This is a genomic window from Streptomyces resistomycificus (genome assembly GCF_001514265.1).
Taxonomy (GTDB): Bacteria; Actinomycetota; Actinomycetes; order Streptomycetales; family Streptomycetaceae; genus Streptomyces; species Streptomyces resistomycificus.
Genome location: NZ_KQ948989.1, coordinates 332,107 through 352,190 on the forward strand (window position 1 = coordinate 332,107; position 20,084 = coordinate 352,190).

14 protein-coding genes are annotated in these 20,084 nt (G+C 68.0%); 9 read left to right on the forward strand and 5 right to left on the reverse strand.

Annotated features, from left to right (window positions below; all coding sequences use genetic code 11):
• Positions 1 to 339 precede the first annotated feature (339 nt).
• The 8 genes from AQJ84_RS42935 to AQJ84_RS06795 all read left to right on the forward strand — a co-directional run bounded on the left by AQJ84_RS42935 (position 340) and on the right by AQJ84_RS06795 (position 10,554).
• The gene (locus tag AQJ84_RS42935; RefSeq protein ID WP_030037748.1) at positions 340 to 528 is read left to right on the forward strand and encodes a hypothetical protein; all 189 of its coding nucleotides are present in this window, start codon (positions 340 to 342) and stop codon (positions 526 to 528) included.
• On the forward strand, positions 518 to 1,729 hold the full coding sequence (locus AQJ84_RS06770; RefSeq protein ID WP_225877088.1) for an FxsB family cyclophane-forming radical SAM/SPASM peptide maturase: 1,212 nt from the start codon (positions 518 to 520) through the stop codon (positions 1,727 to 1,729). Before AQJ84_RS42935 ends, AQJ84_RS06770 begins: the two co-directional genes overlap by 11 nt.
• Positions 1,726 to 2,505 carry a hypothetical protein gene (locus AQJ84_RS42940; RefSeq protein ID WP_128092178.1) on the forward strand — a complete coding sequence of 260 codons (780 nt, stop codon included), beginning with the start codon at positions 1,726 to 1,728 and terminating at the stop codon, positions 2,503 to 2,505. The genes AQJ84_RS06770 and AQJ84_RS42940 overlap by 4 nt, the downstream gene beginning before the upstream one ends.
• Before the next feature lie 25 nt (positions 2,506 to 2,530).
• Positions 2,531 to 6,448, forward strand: coding sequence for an FxSxx-COOH system tetratricopeptide repeat protein (gene fxsT / locus AQJ84_RS06775; protein ID WP_053191601.1), 3,918 nt, complete (start codon positions 2,531 to 2,533; stop codon positions 6,446 to 6,448).
• 28 nt (positions 6,449 to 6,476) lie between these two features.
• Complete coding sequence (locus tag AQJ84_RS06780; RefSeq protein WP_053191603.1) at positions 6,477 to 7,334, forward strand: hypothetical protein; 858 nt, start codon at positions 6,477 to 6,479, stop codon at positions 7,332 to 7,334.
• A 22-nt stretch (positions 7,335 to 7,356) separates the two neighbouring features.
• Positions 7,357 to 8,349, forward strand: coding sequence for a hypothetical protein (locus AQJ84_RS06785; RefSeq protein WP_128092177.1), 993 nt, complete (start codon positions 7,357 to 7,359; stop codon positions 8,347 to 8,349).
• 132 nt (positions 8,350 to 8,481) lie between these two features.
• Complete coding sequence (locus tag AQJ84_RS06790) at positions 8,482 to 9,885, forward strand: cation:proton antiporter family protein (RefSeq protein WP_128092176.1); 1,404 nt, start codon at positions 8,482 to 8,484, stop codon at positions 9,883 to 9,885.
• Positions 9,886 to 10,164: 279 nt separating this feature from the next.
• Entirely contained in the window at positions 10,165 to 10,554 is a 390-nt protein-coding gene (locus AQJ84_RS06795; protein WP_030037742.1) for a hypothetical protein, read from the forward strand.
• 216 nt (positions 10,555 to 10,770) lie between these two features.
• Here the strand turns inward: AQJ84_RS06795 and AQJ84_RS42945 are convergent, their stop codons facing one another.
• On the reverse strand, positions 10,771 to 11,268 hold the full coding sequence (locus AQJ84_RS42945; protein WP_128092175.1) for a hypothetical protein: 498 nt from the start codon (positions 11,266 to 11,268) through the stop codon (positions 10,771 to 10,773).
• A 525-nt stretch (positions 11,269 to 11,793) separates the two neighbouring features.
• On the opposite strand from AQJ84_RS42945, the gene AQJ84_RS06800 reads away from it, so the two are divergent.
• Positions 11,794 to 13,470, forward strand: a complete 1,677-nt coding sequence (locus AQJ84_RS06800) for an N-6 DNA methylase (protein WP_053191605.1) — start codon at positions 11,794 to 11,796, stop codon at positions 13,468 to 13,470.
• A 12-nt stretch (positions 13,471 to 13,482) separates the two neighbouring features.
• On the opposite strand, the gene AQJ84_RS06805 is transcribed toward AQJ84_RS06800, so the two are convergent.
• From AQJ84_RS06805 to AQJ84_RS06820, 4 genes are all read right to left on the reverse strand, one after another.
• Positions 13,483 to 15,612 (reverse strand): UvrD-helicase domain-containing protein, encoded by a 2,130-nt coding sequence (locus AQJ84_RS06805; RefSeq protein ID WP_030037739.1) that lies wholly within the window; start codon positions 15,610 to 15,612, stop codon positions 13,483 to 13,485.
• A 40-nt stretch (positions 15,613 to 15,652) separates the two neighbouring features.
• Positions 15,653 to 16,864, reverse strand: coding sequence for an McrC family protein (locus AQJ84_RS06810; RefSeq protein WP_053191608.1), 1,212 nt, complete (start codon positions 16,862 to 16,864; stop codon positions 15,653 to 15,655).
• Positions 16,861 to 18,678, reverse strand: coding sequence for a DUF4357 domain-containing protein (locus AQJ84_RS06815; protein ID WP_030037736.1), 1,818 nt, complete (start codon positions 18,676 to 18,678; stop codon positions 16,861 to 16,863). The genes AQJ84_RS06810 and AQJ84_RS06815 overlap by 4 nt, the downstream gene beginning before the upstream one ends.
• A gap of 73 nt (positions 18,679 to 18,751) precedes the next feature.
• Positions 18,752 to 20,050, reverse strand: coding sequence for a hypothetical protein (locus tag AQJ84_RS06820; protein ID WP_225877087.1), 1,299 nt, complete (start codon positions 20,048 to 20,050; stop codon positions 18,752 to 18,754).
• Positions 20,051 to 20,084: the final 34 nt, after the last annotated feature.

Below are 20,084 nucleotides of genomic sequence, written 5' to 3' on the forward strand. Positions count from 1 at the left end.
TACGCCGGCAGTCCGGTAGGACGGACATTCGCGCAGACTCGGTCAGAACTGTTGCCCGATCGGTCAGCAACGGCTCCTCGGAGGCCGGTTCACTTACCCTCAGTATTCGTGAGGATAGGCTTACTCGGATGCCGCCGATACACTCCGAAGTGTCCGAACGGGAGCGTTCGGCAAGCGCGTCGAGGTATTCACGAGCGGGGGCGAGCGGTCCGAGGACGCACGAGTCCTGGACTGTAGCAGCAACCACACAACTCCCCTGGCGCCTCGTCCGTTTGTTCGTGCCCTCCTGCTCGGACTTCGCTGAATCGCGCGGGTCCGGGACGGTCGGGGGGAGCCTGCATGATGGGACGTGAGACGTTACTGCGCGCGGCGGACGGACCGGGGCCGCCCGTGGAGAGCACCGTGCAGGCACTGCCGGACGCTCTGGATCTGCTCCGGCTGCCCCGCACCGCACTCGTCGAAGCCCTGCTGCGCAACGCGGGCCAGGACGGCGGACCCGAGCGGCCGAGGTGGCTCAGTGCGGTGTGAGACCGCGCCCCACGCCACCTCGCCGCCCGAAGAACCGGCGGCGATGTTCACCCAGTTCGTCGTCAAGCTCTACAGCCGCTGCAACTTCGGCTGCCCCGACTGCTACGTCTACGAGCACCGCGACCGCGGCTGGAGAGCCGAGCCGCTGATCATGAGCCCCGCCACGATGCGGCGGCTGTGCGTCAGAATCGCCGAGCACCTGCGCCGCCACCGCCCGGAACGGGCTCAGGTGGCCTTGCACGGCGGCGAACCCTTACTGGCCGGACCTTTGGCCGTGGAACGCTTCGCCCGCGGTCTGCGCGACGAGACCGAGGGCCTGCCGACCCAAGTCGACCTCCTCGTACAGACCAACGCCTCGCTCCTCGACCGCGCCTTCCTGGACGTCTTCCGCCGCTACGGCATCACCGTCGGGGTCAGCGTCGACGGCACCCCGGAATCCCACGACCGGCGTCGCCCCGACCGAGGCGGCGAGGGTACGTACGCCGAGGTGGCCCGCGCGCTGTCGCTGCTGCGCACACCACGTCACCGGCCACTGTACCGGGGGCTGTTGTGCGTCATCGACATCGAGGCCGATCCGGTGGCCACGTACGAGGCGCTGCTGGAGCACGAACCACCCGCCGTCGATCTGCTGCTGCCGTTGGCGACCTGGCAGTTCCCTCCGCACCGTCCCCCGGGGGCCGGAGACGCGCCGTACGGCCGTTGGCTCGCCGCCATGTTCGACCGCTGGTTCGACGCCGCCCGCCGGGAGACCTCGGTCCGGCTCTTCGACTCCCTGCTCGACGTGCAGCTGGGCGGCACCAGCAGCAGTGAGATGTGGGGTCAGTACGGGGCGGACGTCGTGGTGATCCAGCCGTCCGGGCTGATCGAGTACAACGACGTTCTCAAGACGGTGAGTTCACTGGCCGGCCGGTCCCCGCTGCACATCGCCGCCCACGACTTCGACCACGCGGCCGCGGACCCCGGGTTCGCCGCGGAGCGCGCCGGTCTCGCCGGTCTCTGCGGGCAGTGCCGGTCCTGCCCGGTCGTCGACATCTGCGGGGGCGGGCTGCGCGCTCATCGCCACCGCCCGGACAACGGCTTCGACAATCCCTCGTGCTACTGCCCGGACCTGCGCTTCCTGATCGACCACGCGCGGAAACGGCTGACGAAGGGCGTCATCTCCCTGCGCGCGCGTCTTGACCGAAAGGGGATGAGCGCATGACCGGCCACCCCGGCAGTCCCAGCGCCCCCTACTACTACGTCAGCCACGCTCTGCCCGCGCCGACGGATCCATGGCTGCGGATGTTCAACACCGACCTTCAGGCCGAGATACACCGGCGCCTGGGCCCCGACCCGAGCCACACCGGCCTGCTCCGGGAACCCTCCCGCGACCTCACGCCCGGGGAGTGCGACGTCACACCCGCCATGCGTTGCCGTACCTTGCTCGCCTTGCTCAACGAGCGCTACTACAAGGAACCACGGACACTGCGCGACCTCGCGGTGTTCCGCCGACGGCTGTTGTGGGAACAGCATCAGACCGGACAACGCTCGACGGCTCTGATTCCGATCCTGTGGACCACCAAAGGACTGCCTCCGCGCCGGGATCCGGACACCGTGGCAGTGCCGGTCGGCGACTACACCACATCCGGTCTTGCCGATCTGGTGGGAGCCCCGCACGCACGCGGCGGGTACCTCAGAGTGCTGCGCGCGGTCGTAGAACGGATCGTCACCGGAGCCCGTCTCTCACCTCCCGTCATGAACCCCCAGGACCTCTGCTTCACCCTGTCCCCACAGGTATCTGGAATGCCGCGAATTTCGCTCTCGGACAGTTGCTTCCCCAATATGCCTTACGCGCCGGTACGGGTACCGTGGCAGCCAACGCACGCCGCACGACCGTCCCTTCACCCGGAACCACGGGGGGACGCATCCCCCCACAGATCCTGGTTCTCCCCCGTGGAGAACGACGACCGGCCGATCCTGCGGGGGCCTCACAGCTGACGCACCGAGGTTGGAGCGACAACCGATGAGCAGTGCCGCGCAGTCTGGGCCCGAACAGGGCCACAACCGGGCGACTGTCGTGACCTTCTACTCGCACAAGGGCGGAGTCGGGCGGACCATGGCTCTGGCCAATGTCGCCTGGCTTCTGGCTGATGCGGGGCATCGCGTCCTCATCGTCGACTGGGACCTGGAATCGCCCGGGCTGAACCGCTTCGTGCGGCCGTTCCTGCCCGACCCCGAACTGCGCGAGTCAACCGGCGTGGTGGAGATGATCCTGGACTACGGCCGGGCTGTGGACGCCCTGGAGGCCCGGGGGCTGTCCGGGGAGGTGTTCAGCGCCCGGCTGGCGGAGCTGCTGGAGCGGCACACCCAGGTCGGCAACCACACCGACCGGCTCAAGTACCGGTTCACGCGGCCCGAGGGCCGTATGGACTTCCTCGGGCCGGGACTTCAGGACAGCCTCTACAGCGAACGGGTCGCGACCTTCGAGTGGAACCGCTTCTACCGGGAGCAGGGAGGCCGGCGCTTCGCGGAAGCACTGCGAGAGAGCCTGCGCACCAGCGACTACGACTACGTCCTCATCGACAGCCGCACAGGCCACTCCGACAACGCGAGCCTGTGCACGTTGATTCTGCCCGACGTGGTCGTCGTCGGTTTCAACCTCAGCAACCAGTCCATCGACGGCTCGGCCTCCGTCGCCCGCCAGGTGCGGGAGCGGTCCGCCGGTGGCGTCAGGGTCCTGCCGGTCCCCATGCGCGTGGACGACTCCAAACCGGAACAGGCCGAGCGTCGCAGGGCACGCGCCAGAAGTCAGTTCGAAGGCGCGTGCGGGCCGATTCTGCACAGCGGTGAGCTGCAGTATTGGCGCGAGGTCGAAGTCAAGCACCTGCCGAACCTCGCCTATGAGGAGGTACTCATCCCGTTCGCGCTGCCGAACTTCGAGCCCTCGGTGCAGAAGCAGGCGTACGAACGTCTCGCCCAGGAGATCAGCGGCGACCGCACGCTGCGCTTCGCGCCCCTCCCGGACACCGTCCGCTCCCAGTACATGGGGGCGTTCACCGAGGTGCCCGCACCGCCCCGCCTGGTGCGCTTGGTTTTCGAGCCGCAGGATCGTGCCTATGCGGACTGGATCCGCGCCGAGCTCAACGCGAACGCGGTGCCCTGCGACTTCGACCCGGGCCCCGAGGACCGGGCCGCCCGCACGGACGCGCCGGGCACCTTTCTCGTCCTGATGTCCTCTGCCATGGTCTCCTCCCCGCAACTCACAGCACTGGCAGCACACTTGCCCAAGCAGGACGCCCTGGCCAACGGGGCGTGGGTGGACGTCGCCTGGCTCGAGGACGTCGAGGTCCAGAAGGCGTTTCGCAACCGGCCGGGCCCCAAGCTGTACACACTGGACGAGGCATCCGCACGTACCGCCCTGCTGACCCACTACATCTCCGCCGAGCGGCGCCCCGCGGCCTGGGCGGACCGGCTGGGGCGCGGACCGCGCTTCCCCCGCAGGCACCCGCGGGAGTGGCATGTTCCGCATCAGCGCCAGGGCGAGTTCCTGGGCCGGGAAGGGTATCTGCGCCTCCTGCGGAACGCCCTGCAGCCCGGCGAAGCGGCCCAGCCGGTCGTGCTGCACGGGCAGGCCGGGGTGGGCAAGCGGACCCTCGCCACGGAGTACGTCCACCGGTTCGGCGCGGACTACGACGTCGTGTGGTGGATGCCGGCCGACAGCGCCGATCGAGTCGAGCGGGAGCTGGTACTGCTCAGCGTGCGCCTCGGTGCCGCCCGGCCGTCCTCACCGCGGGCCGTCGAGGCGCTGCGCGAGCAGCTCGAAGGCCGTCGCGCCGGGGCCGAACGCCTCCTCCTGGTCTACGACGACGCCCGCCACCCGGAGATGATCGCCAGCCTGCTGATCAACAACCCCCACGTCCACCTGCTGATCACGTCCGAACATCTGGACTGGGGAGCCCTGGGCCGCCGTATCGACGTCGAACCACCCACAGCGGCCGAAGCCGTACGGTACCTGCGACGCAAAGCCCCCGACCTGACACCCGAACTCGCCGAACAGCTTGTGCGGTTGGGCGAGCCGCTGCCACAGCTGCTGGACCAGATGGCCGCCTATCTCAGGAGCACCGCCCGCCCGGCGCAGGAAGTCGTGGCCGAGCTCGCCCGGTCGATCGAGAGCCGACAGGCCGTGGGTCAGCACAACGCCTCGGCGGTGTGGCAGTCCGTCGTCGAGGACCTGGGCAAGGAACGTCCGGCCGCGCTGGACCTGATGAAGATGCTGACCGTCCTGTCCCCCGAGGGGGCGGGCTGGGAGTTGCTGGAATCACCGGCCGCCCTGGCCTTCCTGGGGCTGCCCGACGGTGCCGAAGGCCGTCGCCAGCTGGGCTTCGCGGCGCGCGGCCTCGTCAGCCGGTCCCAGGGCCGCATTTGTGAGAACGGTAAGCGGTTGAGGGCGGCTCGAATGAACCTCGCCTCGCAGCGTCAGGCCCTCACTGACCAGGAGGCGGCGGAACTCGCCTCGCGCGTCCGACAGGTCCTGGCCGCCTACTCGCCCCCGGACGACCGTGTCGACGACCAGGACATGAACCCGTGTTACGCGGAACTGGACGCCCACGTCGAACCCTGCGGAGCGGCGGAGGACGACGACCCGGAAGTGCGCCGCTGGCTGGTCAACCAAGTGCGCTACCGGCGCCGCAGCCAGCGCCTCGACGCCGCGTTCACCCTGGCCCGCCGCCTGGACGAGGTATGGACCGCCCGGTCCTCGCCCGACGACGACACCCAGCAGCTGCTCCTGATGCGGCTGCGAGCGGAACTGGCCAACATCCACATGGACGCCGGACGCTACGCCGAGGCCGACCGCGTCAACGGCAAGGCACTGGAGGAACTGCGCCGGCTCCAGGATCTGGACGGCCATTTCACCCTGCGCAGCGCCCTGCCCCGCGGAGCCCAGCTCCGTGCGCTGGGTCGGCCACAGGACGCGCTCGCCGAGGAGCAGTCGACCCGGGAGGTCCTGCGCGCCCGTTACGGCCTGGACAACCACTTCACCCTGATGGCGTCCCACAACCTCGCCCTGTCCCTCGCCATGGTCGGCCTGCCCCAGGACTCCATGGAGCAGCACGAGGACGTCTACGCACGGCGGATACGGGTCAGCGGCGAACAGCATCCGCTGACCCTGCTCTCGTCCCTCTATGTGGGAACCCGGCTGCTCGAAGTCGGCCGCTACGAGGCCTCACTGACCCGTCTGCAAGATATCAACCGGGTCGTCAGGAGCCATGAGGACTTCGGCCCGTCCGATTTGATCACCCTGCGCACCGCCTTCGCGCTGGGCTCGACACTGCGGCACATCGCCGCGCTCTCCCCGAGCCTGTCCGACGGCGAACGACTCGACAAGGCGGACTCCGCCCGGATGTGCGACGTACAGGCCGTGGACGGGTTGGAGGCGTACGGCGGTCCCGAGCACCCCGAGACGCTGGCCGCGCGCGTCGCACTCGCCGCCGACCTGCGGCTCGTGGGCCGGACGTCGGAGGCGATGGACAGGGCGGAGCGGAACCTCGCCGCGTACCGGACATGGGGGGAGGAGCACCTCTTCACCCGTATCTGCGAAGTGAACCTCGCCCTGTGCCTGCGCGACACCGAGGACGAGACCGCCGCCGAGTACAGCGAGCGTGGTCTGACCGGCCTGCGCCGGATCCTGCACGTCGACCCGCGCCACCCGCTGGTCCTGATGGCCGCCGTGTGCCACGCCGACATGCTGGTCTTCACCGGCAACTCGCTGGCGGCACGGGAACTGTACGAGCGCACCCACCAGGACCTGGGGGAGAGGCTCGGCACAGAGCACCCCCTCACCCTGGCCGTGGCCGCACAGCTGGGGCTGCGGGAGGACGCGGGGGGCCGAGCCCGCCCGGACGGCCGGGTCGGCGTCGAACTGGACATCCCCACCATCTGAGGTAAACGCACAGAACAAGGAGTATCCGATGGAGTACCCGTGGACGACGTCCATCGGTGTCCCGCACACGGTGGCAGTGCTCTCCGCCGCACCTGGCAGTGGAGCGACGCTGCTTACGGCTGCGGCCGGTCTGCTCATCGACTACGCAGTGGGCCGCGTAGGACAGTCCGTGATCCTGATGGACGCGGACGCGGACGCGGCCACGGACACGGACACGGAGACCGACGGCGGCGGGCTGACCGACCTGACCCGGTTCTGGAAGACGGTGTCCGACGCCGAGGTGGACGGTCTCCTCGGATTCGCCCAGGACCGCATCGGACTGGCCGAGCGCTCCGTGCTCCCCTACATGCGCCACGTCTACACCGGTTCGCGACGTCAGGACATGGCACTGTTCGCCCTCGGCCCCGAGGACGACCTCGGCGGACTCCCGTCGGACGAGACGCTCTTGCCCGTCGTCGGCGCCGCGCTCACCAGACTCTCGGAGCTCCAGGGCTGCCTGATCGTCGACTGCGGCGCCGGCCGTACCTCGCTCACCCTGGAAGTGTGCCGCCGCCTCGAACACATCATCGTGATAGGCGGGCCCGGGCCACAGGGCGGCGAGGACACCGCCGGGCTCCTGTCCTGGCTGACGGAACACGGCCTGGGTGCCAAGGTGCTCGGCTGGGTGTGCAACGACCCGAGCGGTACACACCCCGGCACAGCGAGCCCCGCCGAGGCGGGCCCCGCGCTGATGCGGCTGCCGTACGACCGCAGCGCCGCAGACACGGTCGCCCTGGGGCGGCTGCCGGAGCGCACGACAAGTCCACTTCTTCAGGCTCTGTGCGAGCAGCTGCTGGCACTGTGGCCGGACGTTCTGAACGACGGGTCATGGGGGAGAGATGAGTGACACCAGGGGACGACAGGCTTCCGTGGCAGCACCGGAGGTGCGCCGCGCACCTCATGTGACCGACGACAGCAACGCGAACATCAGACTGTGCGGCACGACGCTGAGCGAGAACGGTCTCCATCATGTCGCGGAGTACCGCTGGGGCGTCTTCAACTACTCGGTCGACGTCCTGGACCGGCTCCCCGCGTCCGCGGGCAGTGGATTCGGCGGTACGGAGATCGAGAGCCGACGGGGGACGTTCATCCGTCTGGGCCGCCAGCTCCACTACATCCTGGGCCGCATGGACCACGTGCTGCGCTCGGTCGACAGCGGCCGGCTCATCCGCAGCGTGCTCCAGTTCGGCGACGGAGCGGTCTTCCACTACCACTTCCGCGCGGACAACTACTTCACCGGTGTCTCCCTCGGCGCGGACGCCGTCGAGGCGGGCGATCGGGCCATGGCCGACCTCGTAGCCGCGTTGAACGACCGGATCGGCGTCCCCAGGCCCAACCCGGGCGGCTTCCTCACCGAGTCGTCCCCTCCGCGGACGGATCAGTGGCTCTCCACCAAGAAACGGCACCTGGTCAGGGAAGGAGACTGGGGAGAGTCGGACTCTCCCGTTCTCACCCACTGCCGCGACGCGGTGACCGCGCAGGCACTGCACTACGCAGGCTACTTCGCACCGGGCATCGGCCGCTTGAGCGCGGACGCCTTCAACCATCCCGACCTGTCCGCGTTCTTCGACGGCCTCACCCGCGACGAGCGCCGCACCCACTACGCGGAGCTGGGCGAACGCCTGCATTACGTGGTGGCCCGGCTGAACCAGTCCCTGCGCGCGGTGATGCCGGGCAAACTCACGCGTGTCGTGCTCGACGTGGAAGAGGGCGCCCTGTTCTACGTCGACCGGGCCGACGGCCACTTCCTGCTGGGCGTCACCCTCGACCAGAGCCGAGTGGCCCTGGCCGACCAGCAGATGAACCGGCTCGTACAGGGCATGTCGGCCACGCCGGGTGAAAAACCGAACGAAAAGCTCTGACTCGGATCGCCGCGGGTGACCAAACGCTCACGCGGGTACGTCGTAAGTGCGAACCGAGTGCATTCGGTCCCGGCGCGCACCCCCGGCTGGGATGCTCATCGCTGTGGGGAGTCGGCCGGATCGGAGCGAGCCGTGACAAGCACGCTGAAAGCCGCACGTCATCTGAGCGTCATGCTCGCGGTGCTCGGCCTCGGTTGGGCAGTGTCGGCCGCCACCGGCCTCGACACCCTTACCGACACTGCGGCTTATCCGCTCGCCATCGCGGCGCTGCTCGCAGTCGGCCTGTTCGGATCGACCTCGGGCATCGATCTCGCCGAGGCACGCGACGACCTGCGCACGCTGATCCTCGCGGTCACCGTCGGGGTCCTCGCCAAAGCGGCGCTGATCGTTCCCGTGCTGTGGCTCACCGTCGACCAGCCGGCCTACGTCCTCCTCGCGATCACGGTCGCCCAGATCGACCCTCTGTCGGTGGCCGCGCTCCGGACACGGTCCAGGATGTCCGAGCGGGCAAAGACGGTGCTGTCCGTCTGGGCCGCCTTCGACGACCCGGTCACCGTTCTGCTCACCGCCTACCTGGCGCCGCTGGCGTTGAGCACCCTGAACGGCGGCGACTCCTCCGAACTGCCTGTGCCACCAGACTCGTACGCCCTGACCACGGCAGGGAACGCGGGCCTGGCCGTCGTGGCCGCGCTCGCTTGGTACCTCCTGCGGCGACGGGACGGCCGGCCGGCCTCCTGGTGGCGCACCGCTGCCTCCCTCATCGTGCTCGGTGGCATCCTCACCGCGGCCACCGTGTACGGATGGATGCTCGGCGTGGCGGTCGTCGGCCTCTTCTACCGCCCGCCCGCCCTGTTCGCGGCCCTCGACCGGATCATGCGCACCGCCTACTACGCGGCGCTGCTGGGCCTGGGCATGCTGCTGGTCGACGGCGTCGAGCCAGGACCTGGCATCGTGCTGGGCATGGCCGCCTTCGTCGCACAGATGATCGTCGGCTGGATCATCGCCCGGAACCTGAAGCCCTTCGACCGCATCTCCCTGGCACTCGGCCAGCAGAACGGCGTGACCGCCGTGGTCCTGGCCCTCTCCCTCAAACCGGCCCTGCCCCGCACGGTCGCCCTCGTCGCCCCGGCCATCGTCACCATCAACATCCTGCACCTTCTGGCGAACGAGGCCTGGAACCGGCGACAACCCCCCCTCGAGCCGGAGCCGGACGGCCCGCCACCGCCGAACCCCTACGGGGTCAACAGCGATGCCGGCGACCCTGTCTCCCCGGCCGACGACCAGCCCGCGCCCTCCGATCCCGGCCACGACCACCCGGGCACCGATCCTGAACGGACGGGCAGCGGCCGCGGCGCGCCGCGGGAATCCGGAGCCCACGTCCGCGCCCGCGCAGCCGAGGGTGCGGACCTCGCGGTCCACGCGCACTTCGCGGACCTGCACGGGGTGTACGACATCAACGGCGGCATCGGCCCGGGCCAACAGGTCATCGCCGGGCGCCCGGCCCGCGAGTCCGACGACAGCGAGGAAGGCCCCTGAGGGGGCGTTAAACCGTTCGAGGTCAAGCCGTCCCTTGAAGGTCTCGACGGTCTCGCGGGAGCGGCCGCATTCCACCGGGGTGGAGTCCACGACCCATTCGTCGTCGCTCCACCACCGAGGTGCCACGGGGCCGGATCGAGACGCTCCTTCAGCATGTCGTCGGTCGTCGCATAGAGTCCTGTCGCGAGGGTGCCCACATCGTTCGTCACAAAACGATCTTGGACACCCTCGTTCTCGTCTCCGCAGGCACCCCTTGGACCACACCACCAGGAGGAACCAGTGTCATACCCGCCACTGCTCACCCCCGAGGAGAAGCTCGCCGACGCGAAGAAGCTGTTGAGCCTCCCGCGTATCGTCGTGATCTGCGGCTCCACCCGCTTCATGGCCGAGATGAACGAGGCCGATCTGCGGGAGACCAAGGCCGGAAAGATTGTCGTCAAGCCGGGCTGTGACATGAAGTCGCCGCACGAACTGTGGTCCGATCCTGTCGAGGCCGAGGCGCTGAAGGTTCGACTCGACGATCTGCACCGGGCGAAGGTCCGGCTCGCTGATGAGGTGCTTGTAGTCGGCGACTACATCGGAGACAGCACCCGAGCCGAAATCGCCTACGCCCGGTCGCTGGGCAAGCCCGTGCGGTTCACGCACCCCGAAGTCGACCCTGACGCCTGACCGCCCGCCGCCCACCCCACACCCTCCGCAGGCATCCCCTGGAATTGATCATCTAGAAGAACCCAAGTTTCTTCGGACTGTATGAAACGAGGATGTTCTTCGTCTGCTGGTGGTACACGGTCTTGCCCACCTCTGACCTGCGGCAACGGGTGGAATCTCCTTGCGGATAACTGAGTTGGTCCGCCCCTGGTCCGGATCTTGGTGCGCGGTGCCAAGTCACGCCCGCGGTAGTAGGCATGGCCCAGGTAGGCGGAACCGTGTTCTGTCGTTCATGTGGTCCAAATCGACGTCGTTCACGCAGGTGGAGCCCTTGCAGAACTTTTGTGCCCAGTTCGGCAGGTAGTTCTTCCGAGCCGGCCGCAGGCTGTTCATCATCTGAAACGGCCTGGTCGTCGACGTTTCCGCCAGCGAGTCTGAGGCCGCGGAGTGGATCAGGTCACTGTTGACTTGCTCGACCGCCTTTGCGGTGACCGCTCCTGCCGGCGGGCTCAATCCGGCGCTGACCGCTTTGGCCGCCGTGTTCAGCCCGCCTTTCGCTGTACTGATAGCCAGCCGGGACACGAGCCCCGCAACCGGGCCGAGGCCCGACGGTGGTGACTCCCGGTCGCGCAGCGGCTGGCGCTCGACCTTGACCCTTTCCGTTCCCGAGGTCGAGCAGGTGTTGCAGCAGATGTGTGCTGTCTTCCTCCAAGCCGACCAGCCAGCCGTCGTCATGCGGTCCGGGTTCCAGGGTCTGTCCCAATGTCCAGGCGCAGGAGGACAACGTGACGCTGTCCTTGATCAGCCGTCCTTCTTCGTTCACGGTGAAGCACAACACGGCGCCGTCGCCACCGATCCGACCATCGAAGTCCTCGCCGGCATCCGGTGTGCGGAACGCTTTCCCGCAGTACGTTGCGCACTTTGTCGACGGCGAAGACCCCGGCGTGCACGGTGTGCCGCCACTGGGAACCGGCTTCCCACGGCAGTGGCCGCCCCTGCTGTACAGCGAACTTGTTCTGGCTCGGATTGGCCGGGTCCACCTTTGGCGGGCTGACGTATTCAACCGCTCACCAGAAACGAACGATCTGCGCTTGCCAGTGCCACTCCATTCCTGACCGATTGACGGTCCATCCGCCCCTCCGAGATCGCTGATCTTCGGGGCCGTCGCAGAGGCAAGAGGCAAGAGGCAAGCTGCTGCTTGTTGACGTCGTCAACGAGTTCTCTCTTGGAAAGGTCGAGACCTCTGTGTACGGTGGTGCCATGCCAGACACATCCGCTCCGCAGACCGGCCCGCTGGTCACCGGTTCAGAGATCGCCCGGCTCGCCGGTGTCACGCGTGCCGCGGTCTCCAATTGGAGGCGGCGGTACGACGACTTCCCGGCGCCCGTCGGCGGTGGAGCGGGCAGCCCGCTCTTCGCCTTGGCAGAGGTGCAGGCCTGGCTGGACAAGCAGCGTAAGGGGCAGGACCTTTCGGAGGACGTGCAGCTGTGGCAGGCGCTGCGGGGTGCCTACGGCGACGACATGCTCGGCGCCCTCGCTGATGCTGCTCGACTGCTGGTCGACCCGGCAGCAGACGCGATCGGTGCTCTGCCACCCGAGGCTGTCCGACTGCTCCGCACCGCGGCAGAGGGAGACGCGACAGGTGAGACGGCGAACGTACTTGCCGAACGTTTCACCGACTCCGTCCGGCGTGCCGGATCGGATCTGGTGACCTCGCCGCTCATCGTCCGAGCGGTGCGGCACTGCGTCGCAGACGCCACCGCCGTCGCAACCGTATTCGATCCGGCGTGCGGTATCGGTACATTGCTCATGGCTGTCGGGACCGAGCAGGGAACGCGCCGGTACGGCCAGGAAGTAGACGTGCGCAGCGCCCGCTTCGCACAGTTGCGAGCAGGCCTCACTGGGTTTACCGGGGTAGACGTTGTCGCGGGCGACTCTCTTCGAGATGATCAGTGGCCGGACCTCAAGGCGGATCTCGTCGTCTGTGACCCACCGGTCGGTGACAGTGACTGGGGGCGCGAGGAACTGCTCCTCGACTCGCGCTGGGAGTTCGGTACACCGTCCCGCGCCGAGGGCGAACTCGCCTGGTTGCAGCATGCCTACGCGCACACCGCGCCAGGCGGTCAGGTGCTGATGGTCATGTCGGCGTCGGCTGCTTACCGTAAGGCGGGCCGTCGTATCCGAGCCGAGCTCGTACGGCGCGGTGTGCTCACTCAAGTCGTCGCCCTGCCACCGGGTAGCGCGGCCTCGCACGCCCTTCCGGTGCACCTCTGGCAGTTGCGTCGGCCGCAGTCTTCTGGCGGCGAGGCGGACAGCGTGCGCATGCTGGACCTGACCGAGAACGAGCCGGACGGCTCACTGGATCCCAGGCCCGATCAGACGGTGAACGTGCCGTTGATCGAATTGCTCGACGACACCGTGGACCTCACGCCGGGACGCTATGTCAGGGAGTCCCATCACGACTACGCCGCTGAATACGTTCGTCTGCGGGATGAGCTGTCGCAGCAGGTTCGCCGACTGGCCGAGCTGCTGCCTCACTTGATCGAAGGCGAGGGTGCCGGTGTCCTGGACGGCCCGTCCGTCAGTGTCGCCGACCTCGCGCGTGCCGGACTTGTGGAATACGGTGAGGCCGAGCCGGTCTCCGTGAGCGACCAGCTCGACACCGACTTCCTCCTGGGCTTCCTGCGCAGCGCGCCGAATACTCGTCGCTCCACCAGCTCCAGTGGCACCTTCCGGTTCGATACGAAGGGTGCCCGCATCCCGCAGATGGACATCGTCGAGCAGCGCCGCTACGGCGCCGCGTTCCGGGCATTGCAGGAGTTCGAGGAGCGGGCACGGAAAATGGCCGAACTCAGCAAGGAAGCTGCCGCGCTCGCGCGTGACGGACTGAGCAGTGGTGCCCTCACACCACCGACAGAAGCGCCCGCTGCCGAATGACGCCCGGCTGACTCAGCACGGGACGAAAGGACTGGGCTCCCCGGTCCACGACACCGCCAGGGCCTCGCGTGCACGCGTGCACGCGACGAACAGCAGGCAGCGTTCCCGCAGCAGATCCGATTGGTGCTGGAGGGCATCGACCGAGGCCGGGGTCACCTCACGAGCGAAGGGCACCACACCCGCCGACACACCGAGTACTGCTACGCAGCGGAACTCCAGTCCCTTCATGGCATGCATGGTGGCCAGTCGTACACCTTCCACCTGCGGCCCCGGGTTGTCCCTGATCCGGGCCGCAGGAACCCCGGCCGCGGAGAGTCTGTCGTACGCCTTGTCCAGCAGCACGTTGAAGCGGGTGCACACGCCGATCTCCGAGGGCCGGATTCCTTGGTTGATCCAGCCCTGCACGCGCTCGACCAGCGCGGCGATCTCGGCCTGCTCCGACGTGTACCCCTTGATGTGCGGTCTGCGTCCGTGGAGGAGCGAGCGGTAGCCGGCCAGGGAGTCGCTGCTGTCGCCGGCCAGGTCATCGACGCTGACCTGGCTCATGATCCCGGTCGCCCAGGACAGGATCTCCTCCGTGCTGCGGTAGTTGACGCGCAGACGGTGGGTGCGGCCCGTCACCGCGATCCCCAGGGAACCGAGCGACACCCTTGAGTCGTAGATGCGCTGGTGAGGGTCACCGGTGATGAACATGTCGTCCCTGCTGGGCGACACGGCGCCGCGCAGGACACGCCACTGTGCCGGGTGCAGGTCCTGGGCCTCGTCCACCACCACGTGGTCGTGGGTGGGGGAGGACGCCGCGAGCAGCTCGGCAGCCCGTGCGCATACCCCGAGGTGGGTGGTGGCCTTCCGGTCGCGCAGCATCGACTCGAACAACTCGACGGCGGGCCACAGCTGTTCCCGCCGTGCGGACGACAGCGCACTGCCGCGGCCACGCCGTGAGGCGACTCGGTACTCGTCCCAGCTGCGCAGATCCTGAGCGAGAATGATGTGCCGATACTCCTGAGCCAGGAACTGTTCCGGCCACGGCAGTCCGAGGTTCTTGATCACTCGCTGCCACAGTTGCCGCTCCTCCCGGTCGCCGAGTGGGGAGTGCACTTTGCCGTCGATGCGGCTCACGATGCCGTGCGCGTAGGCGTTGACCGTGGTCACGTCGGTACGCGCGAGTAGTGAGGCATCGCTGTCCAGCAGGACGGACAGGTTCTCCCGCAGGGACGCCGCCAGGACACCGGTGAAGGTGGTGAGCAGGACACGGGTGTCGGGGGACCGGGTGAGCAGGTGCTTGACCCGATGCAGTGCCGCAACCGTCTTGCCGGTTCCCGGGCCGCCGGTGACCTGCACCGGTCCACGGTACGAAACCCGATAGGCGACACGGCGTTGCGAGGGGTGAAGGAACACTCGCCAGGCGGCGAAGGGCTTTTCCAGGATGTGAACGAGTTCGTCCGGTCCGGTGACGAGCGTGATCCGGCTTGTGGTGTTGGCGATGGCGACGGCGAGGCTCTCGTCCGGGTCGGGTCCGGCGTCGACGGGCTGTCGTTCCGCGACGACGTCCCGGTATACCTCCTCGGGACTGAACCCTTCAGCGAGGTACTGGAGTACCTCGCACTGGTCCTCCGGCAGTAGCGTCTCGAACGCCCGTAGTTGTGTCGTGTCCACAATGGTCCGTACGGCCCGGAGTACCTGGTCGTCGATGCCGAGTTCGCGCAGGACGGTGTCCGAGTACTTGGCGAAGAGCAGCGAATCGGACGCTGCGGCGGCCTTCTCCAGGGCAGGAGTGAGCTCTTCGATCGCGACCACGTTGCGGACTTCCAGGGCCCGCGTGGCGGAGTTCGTCGTGTACATCCGCCTCGCAGCCCACGAATACGCCTGGTCGTGGGGGACGACGTTGACGAGCAGGAATACGTTGCTCCCGTCGTCGGGCGCGAGCACGACTCCCCGCCAGAAGTCGTTGATGCGGATGGTCCGCATGCGAGGGTCGCGGGCGTTCTCGACGGACTCCAGGTGTAGTCCCTTGTCCGCATGGAGTTCAGGGACGGTGAGTTGCTGGAATTTCTGCATGGCTTTGCGCACACCGGCCCTGACCGGCTTCTCGAGGACGTCGTAGCTCTCCCAGAAACTGCCGGCGAACGCGAGCTGTGGCACTCCGTGAACTCCCCACCCTGGACGGACACTTCGCAGTTGATCATATGCGTGGTGTAGTCACCAGCCGGGCGGCCAGATCCTCGATGTCTGCCAGTAGCCCGGAGGGATCCAGATCCAGGTCGAGGGTGTGCTGGTGGATGACGATGCCCGCGTGTCTCACCGCGTGGGCCGTGTGCGCCGCGTTGCCTTTGGCGTACACCAGATGACCTTCCGGCAGGCCCAGAGCGGTGCAGTACGCAAGCATCTGATACAGATCGGCGTCGGGAAACCCGTCCCGTTTCTCGGCCTTGTACTTGGCGTCCACCACGGCACATACCGCACCGCTCGGTCCGTAAAGCACGAGGTCGGGCTTCATGCGGATCGCGGAGGCTTCGTCGAGGTGGTGCGGATCCTGGAGCCGAGCCGAGCGTCCGCCTGCGCGGCAGGCTTCCCGCAGCGCGACGGTCACGAAGTCCTCGAAGAGCTTGTTCATGTCGAAAAGGAATCCGTCGATGTGCAGTCCGCCGACGACATGCTCGACCGATGTGTCGTCCAGAACGGCCCGGGCCAGGTGAAGGGCGTGGTGGTACCGCGAGTTGAGGCGGGTGGGCTGCCACTTCGGCAGCGGCTGACCGCGCACAAGCGTGTCCGTATCCGCGAGTCGGGCGCGCTGGTGCAGGAGCCTGCGGCGTACGTCGCCCGGTACGCCGGGCAGCCGCAGCAGGCGCTCCACGGCCGTGCGCAGGATGCGGTTCTCCGCGATGTCGGTGGTGAACTCGTCGTAGGCGACCTCGACCGGCAGTGGGGCGCCGAACCGCCGCCGTATCTGCTCGGACTCCCGGATACGACCGCGTACGACGAGGGAGCTCTCCTCGGTCGCGCGGTATCCCTGCAGCAGACCCTGCCGCAATGCCCGGTCGACCTGCCGCTCCACGGCATGTGCGAGGGCGGGGAGCAGATCTCGGTGCTCTGCGACTTCCACGTTCCCCTCCCGCCAGATGCCTGCGGGGTCCAGGGCGTAACCGAGGAGGAAGAACAGACGGGCGATGGGGACCTTGGGCGTGACGCGCACCGTGACCGGCGTGCCGAAACCCGGGGCGGCGAAGGCCACCGCGCCGACCTTGCTACCGGCTCGCAGGGACCAGCGTCCCGGAGTGTACGGATCAGGGGCCGCGTCCACCATGTCTCCTGCGGCCAGGGCACGCCCGATCTCTTCCGGCAGGGGCACAGAGAGGGCGGGGGCGTGTTCGACGAGTTCGATGACCCGACTCACCGGAGCGACTCCCGGAGCGCCGCCAGCCCGTACCGCTTCTCGATGTCGATGCCCTCGCCGTAGTGGTGCTCCTCCAGCAGCGGGAGGATCTTGGTCCGCCAGGTCCGCTCCAGACCGCCCTCCCGGTAGACACCCTTCTTCATGAGATACGAGGGCCCGATACGGAAGTCGGCGTCGTCGATACGGGAGTTGAGTACGTCGAGTAGATCGGCCGGCTCGCTCTCGCGGCCCTCGCGCGCGAGCCAACGACGCAGCAGCCCGCTCGTCGGCTCGGTGCGCGGTGACAGCTCGACGAAGGCGAAGCGTCGTCGCATGGCAGCGTCGACGAGGGCGATCGAACGGTCGGCGGTGTTCATGGTGCCAATGACGAAGAGATTGGGCGGCAGCGCGAAGTCGTCACCGGAGTATGTGAGCCGGACGGATTTGTTCCGGTACTCCAGCAGGAAGTACAGCTCGCCGAAGACCTTCGCCAGGTTGGCACGGTTGATCTCATCGATGATCAGGAAGTGCGGGACATGACGGTTGCCCTCGCGGTCGGCCAGATCAGCGAGTTCGCGCAGCGGACCGGCGGTGAGACGGAAGGCGACCTCGCGAGTCTGGGGGTCTTCCTGAGGCCGGAAGCCCTCGAAGAAGTCTTCGTACGCGTACGAGGGGTGGAACTGCACGAGCTTGACCTGCTCCGGGCCGCCGCCGAGAAACTCGGCCAGCTTGAGTGCGAGATAGGTCTTGCCGGTGCCGGGTGGGCCGTACAGGACCAACTGGCGCTCGTCCCACAGCAGATCGCGTACCTCTCGAAGCCAGTCGGCGTCGTGGACGAGGAGTTCGGCGGCGAGCTCGTCCGTCGGGACAGGCAGCTCCGGTTCCCGGCGGGCGGTGAGGGCGGGGATTTCCACGCTCGGATCCCGGTCGGCGGCTTCGGCTTCCTCGATCAGGTCCTCGTCGCTTATCCCCAGGCCGTCGATGAGATCCTTCACCGACGTCAGGTCGATCACGTCGTGCTGAGCCGAGAGCTTCTGCTGCAGTGCCTCGGGCAGGTCCTCGTAAGGATGTCCCTGATCCGCCCAGTCGACCGGTCGGCGCAGATCGGACCGGCCGTCCTCGGAGGCGACCTGTTCTGCGCCACCCGTGATCTTCCCTACGTAGAGGCGGCCGCCCGAGATGGTGCACATGGTGTCGCCGGGCCTCATCCTGGAGAGGAACATGTGCAGTTCCTCGACCAGCTGGACCTTCTGGTTGTACGTCGCTGTGGCGGCGTAATCCTCTTCCACAGCGGCCCGCAGACGATCCTTGCTGATGCCCTGCTCGACGCCCTGCCGCAAATGTCGGACCCGCAGGGTCACCAGCCCCTCCGGCAGCCACAGCCGCCGGACGAGGTCGAGACCGGAAACGTTGGAACCGCGCACGAGCCAGGCCCGGTTGGGGCCCCACCACACCTGATCGAGATAGTCGGAGAGCGGATGGCCGTCGGTCGACTTCCATTCCAGCCAGCCGTTGGCGCTGCGGCCGACCAGGATCTCGGCGGCGGCCGACGGGGAGTTGCACTCGACGTCCTGGGTGAGTTCCAGCCAGCCGGGCCAGGTTGCCGACTCGGTGAAGATCTCGTCCTCGACGAGACGCTGCCTCAGCCGATACGACGACGGCATGCGGATGGGGAACGACGGTACGACCTCCTGCCGCCCCGGAGACCCGGCCAGGACAACGAACTTCTGGCTCCCGTTGGTCCCCTTCTCGGTCAGCAGCCGTCCGCGGGCCTCGGGACCTCCGCCCGGCAGTTGCAGCCGGAACTCCGGGTAATCCGTGTCGGTAGCGGACATCCTCACCACTCTCCCCGTACGCGCACATCACATCCACCGAGAACCATAGAGAGCCGCACTGACAACTGGTGGTTCACCAGGGCTCCAGCTCCCGGCGGACCGGCTGCCTGACGGGCAGCAGGGCCTCATGGGTGCGGGAGTGCTGGGCGGACAGCTCGCCGGTCTCGCGGTCCAGGTAGAAGGCGAACGCCTTGGCCTGGTTCGCGACATCCGCCGCGGGGCGGGTGAGTCCGGTACCCGTGATCACGATCAGCCGCTTGGGGGCGTCCTCGCCGGATGCCGCAGCGAGGCTGTTCATCTTGTGGACCGCCGAGGTCGACAGGCTCTTGCGGCCACTGTGCCAGGCGATATGGAAGAAGTCGGACTGTATGGGCTCGTCCGGGTCCACGCCTTCCCTGAGGTCCGCGAAGCCGAGATCCGAGAGCTGCTCAAGGACCGCTTCCACGACCTCTGACGCGCTGAGCGTCCCGATACCGCCCCGCTTCTCCGGGCCCTCGGCCGTGGCCCAGAGTTCGCGGAACCCCGCGAACCAGCCGGGCACGCACTCGTCTTCGAGAGCGTCTGGGAACAGGGCGTCCTGCGGAGTCGGCGCCGATGTCGGGGCAGGCGGTGAACTGGGACGTGGAGGCTTCCACGCCGACTCGATGTCCCAGGTTCGCCGGCCCCGGCACAACAACTCCGCGATCTCCGTCAACGAGACCCTGGTATTGGGCATGCCCGGTACCGGAGAAGACCGACCGCGCAGACACCACCCCAGGTCGATCCGGCTCCAGCCGTCCCAGAGCGGGCTGTGCGCGTCCACCGTCCAGCCCAGGCTGGGCTTGAGCGCGACGCGCACGTACGCGTCGGGCAGCTCGGCCTCGAGAACGGCCTTGCTCCACCCGCCGCCCACCGTGTCGAGTTTCGGAGCGTGCCGCGTGCCGTAGGGGAAGTAGCGATTGCCCGCGGCCACACGCAACACCCGGACATCCCGTGCGACGAGCAGATCGGCCAGCTCGGTCACTTCGGAGGGCTCGCTCTCGTGCCAGCGCCACGGCGAGGGAAGCGGCACACCGGCGAGGTGCGCCGAGGCGACGGCGTGCACGGCGTCGACGAGGGCATCGGCGGGCGTGGTCAGCGGCCAGACGGACGGAGGGCTGTCGAGGTCCGGGTCCTCGATCGCCCAGACATCGGCGTGTCCGAAGCGGCAGAGGAAGAGCACGACCGACTGGTGGCCGGTCAGGTCCACTTTGAGGTAGTCGCGTCCCTCGATGTCACCGAGCTGGATCCGGTCACCGAGTTCGGGGTGACGCTCTCGGAGCTTCTCTTCCAGCGTCCGGAAATGCAGGTGTCTGCTGAAGGCGGCGAGCGTGTCAGCCGTCGGGAAGGACAAAGGGGGCGCTCCTGCGGGTGCGGTGCGATCATGA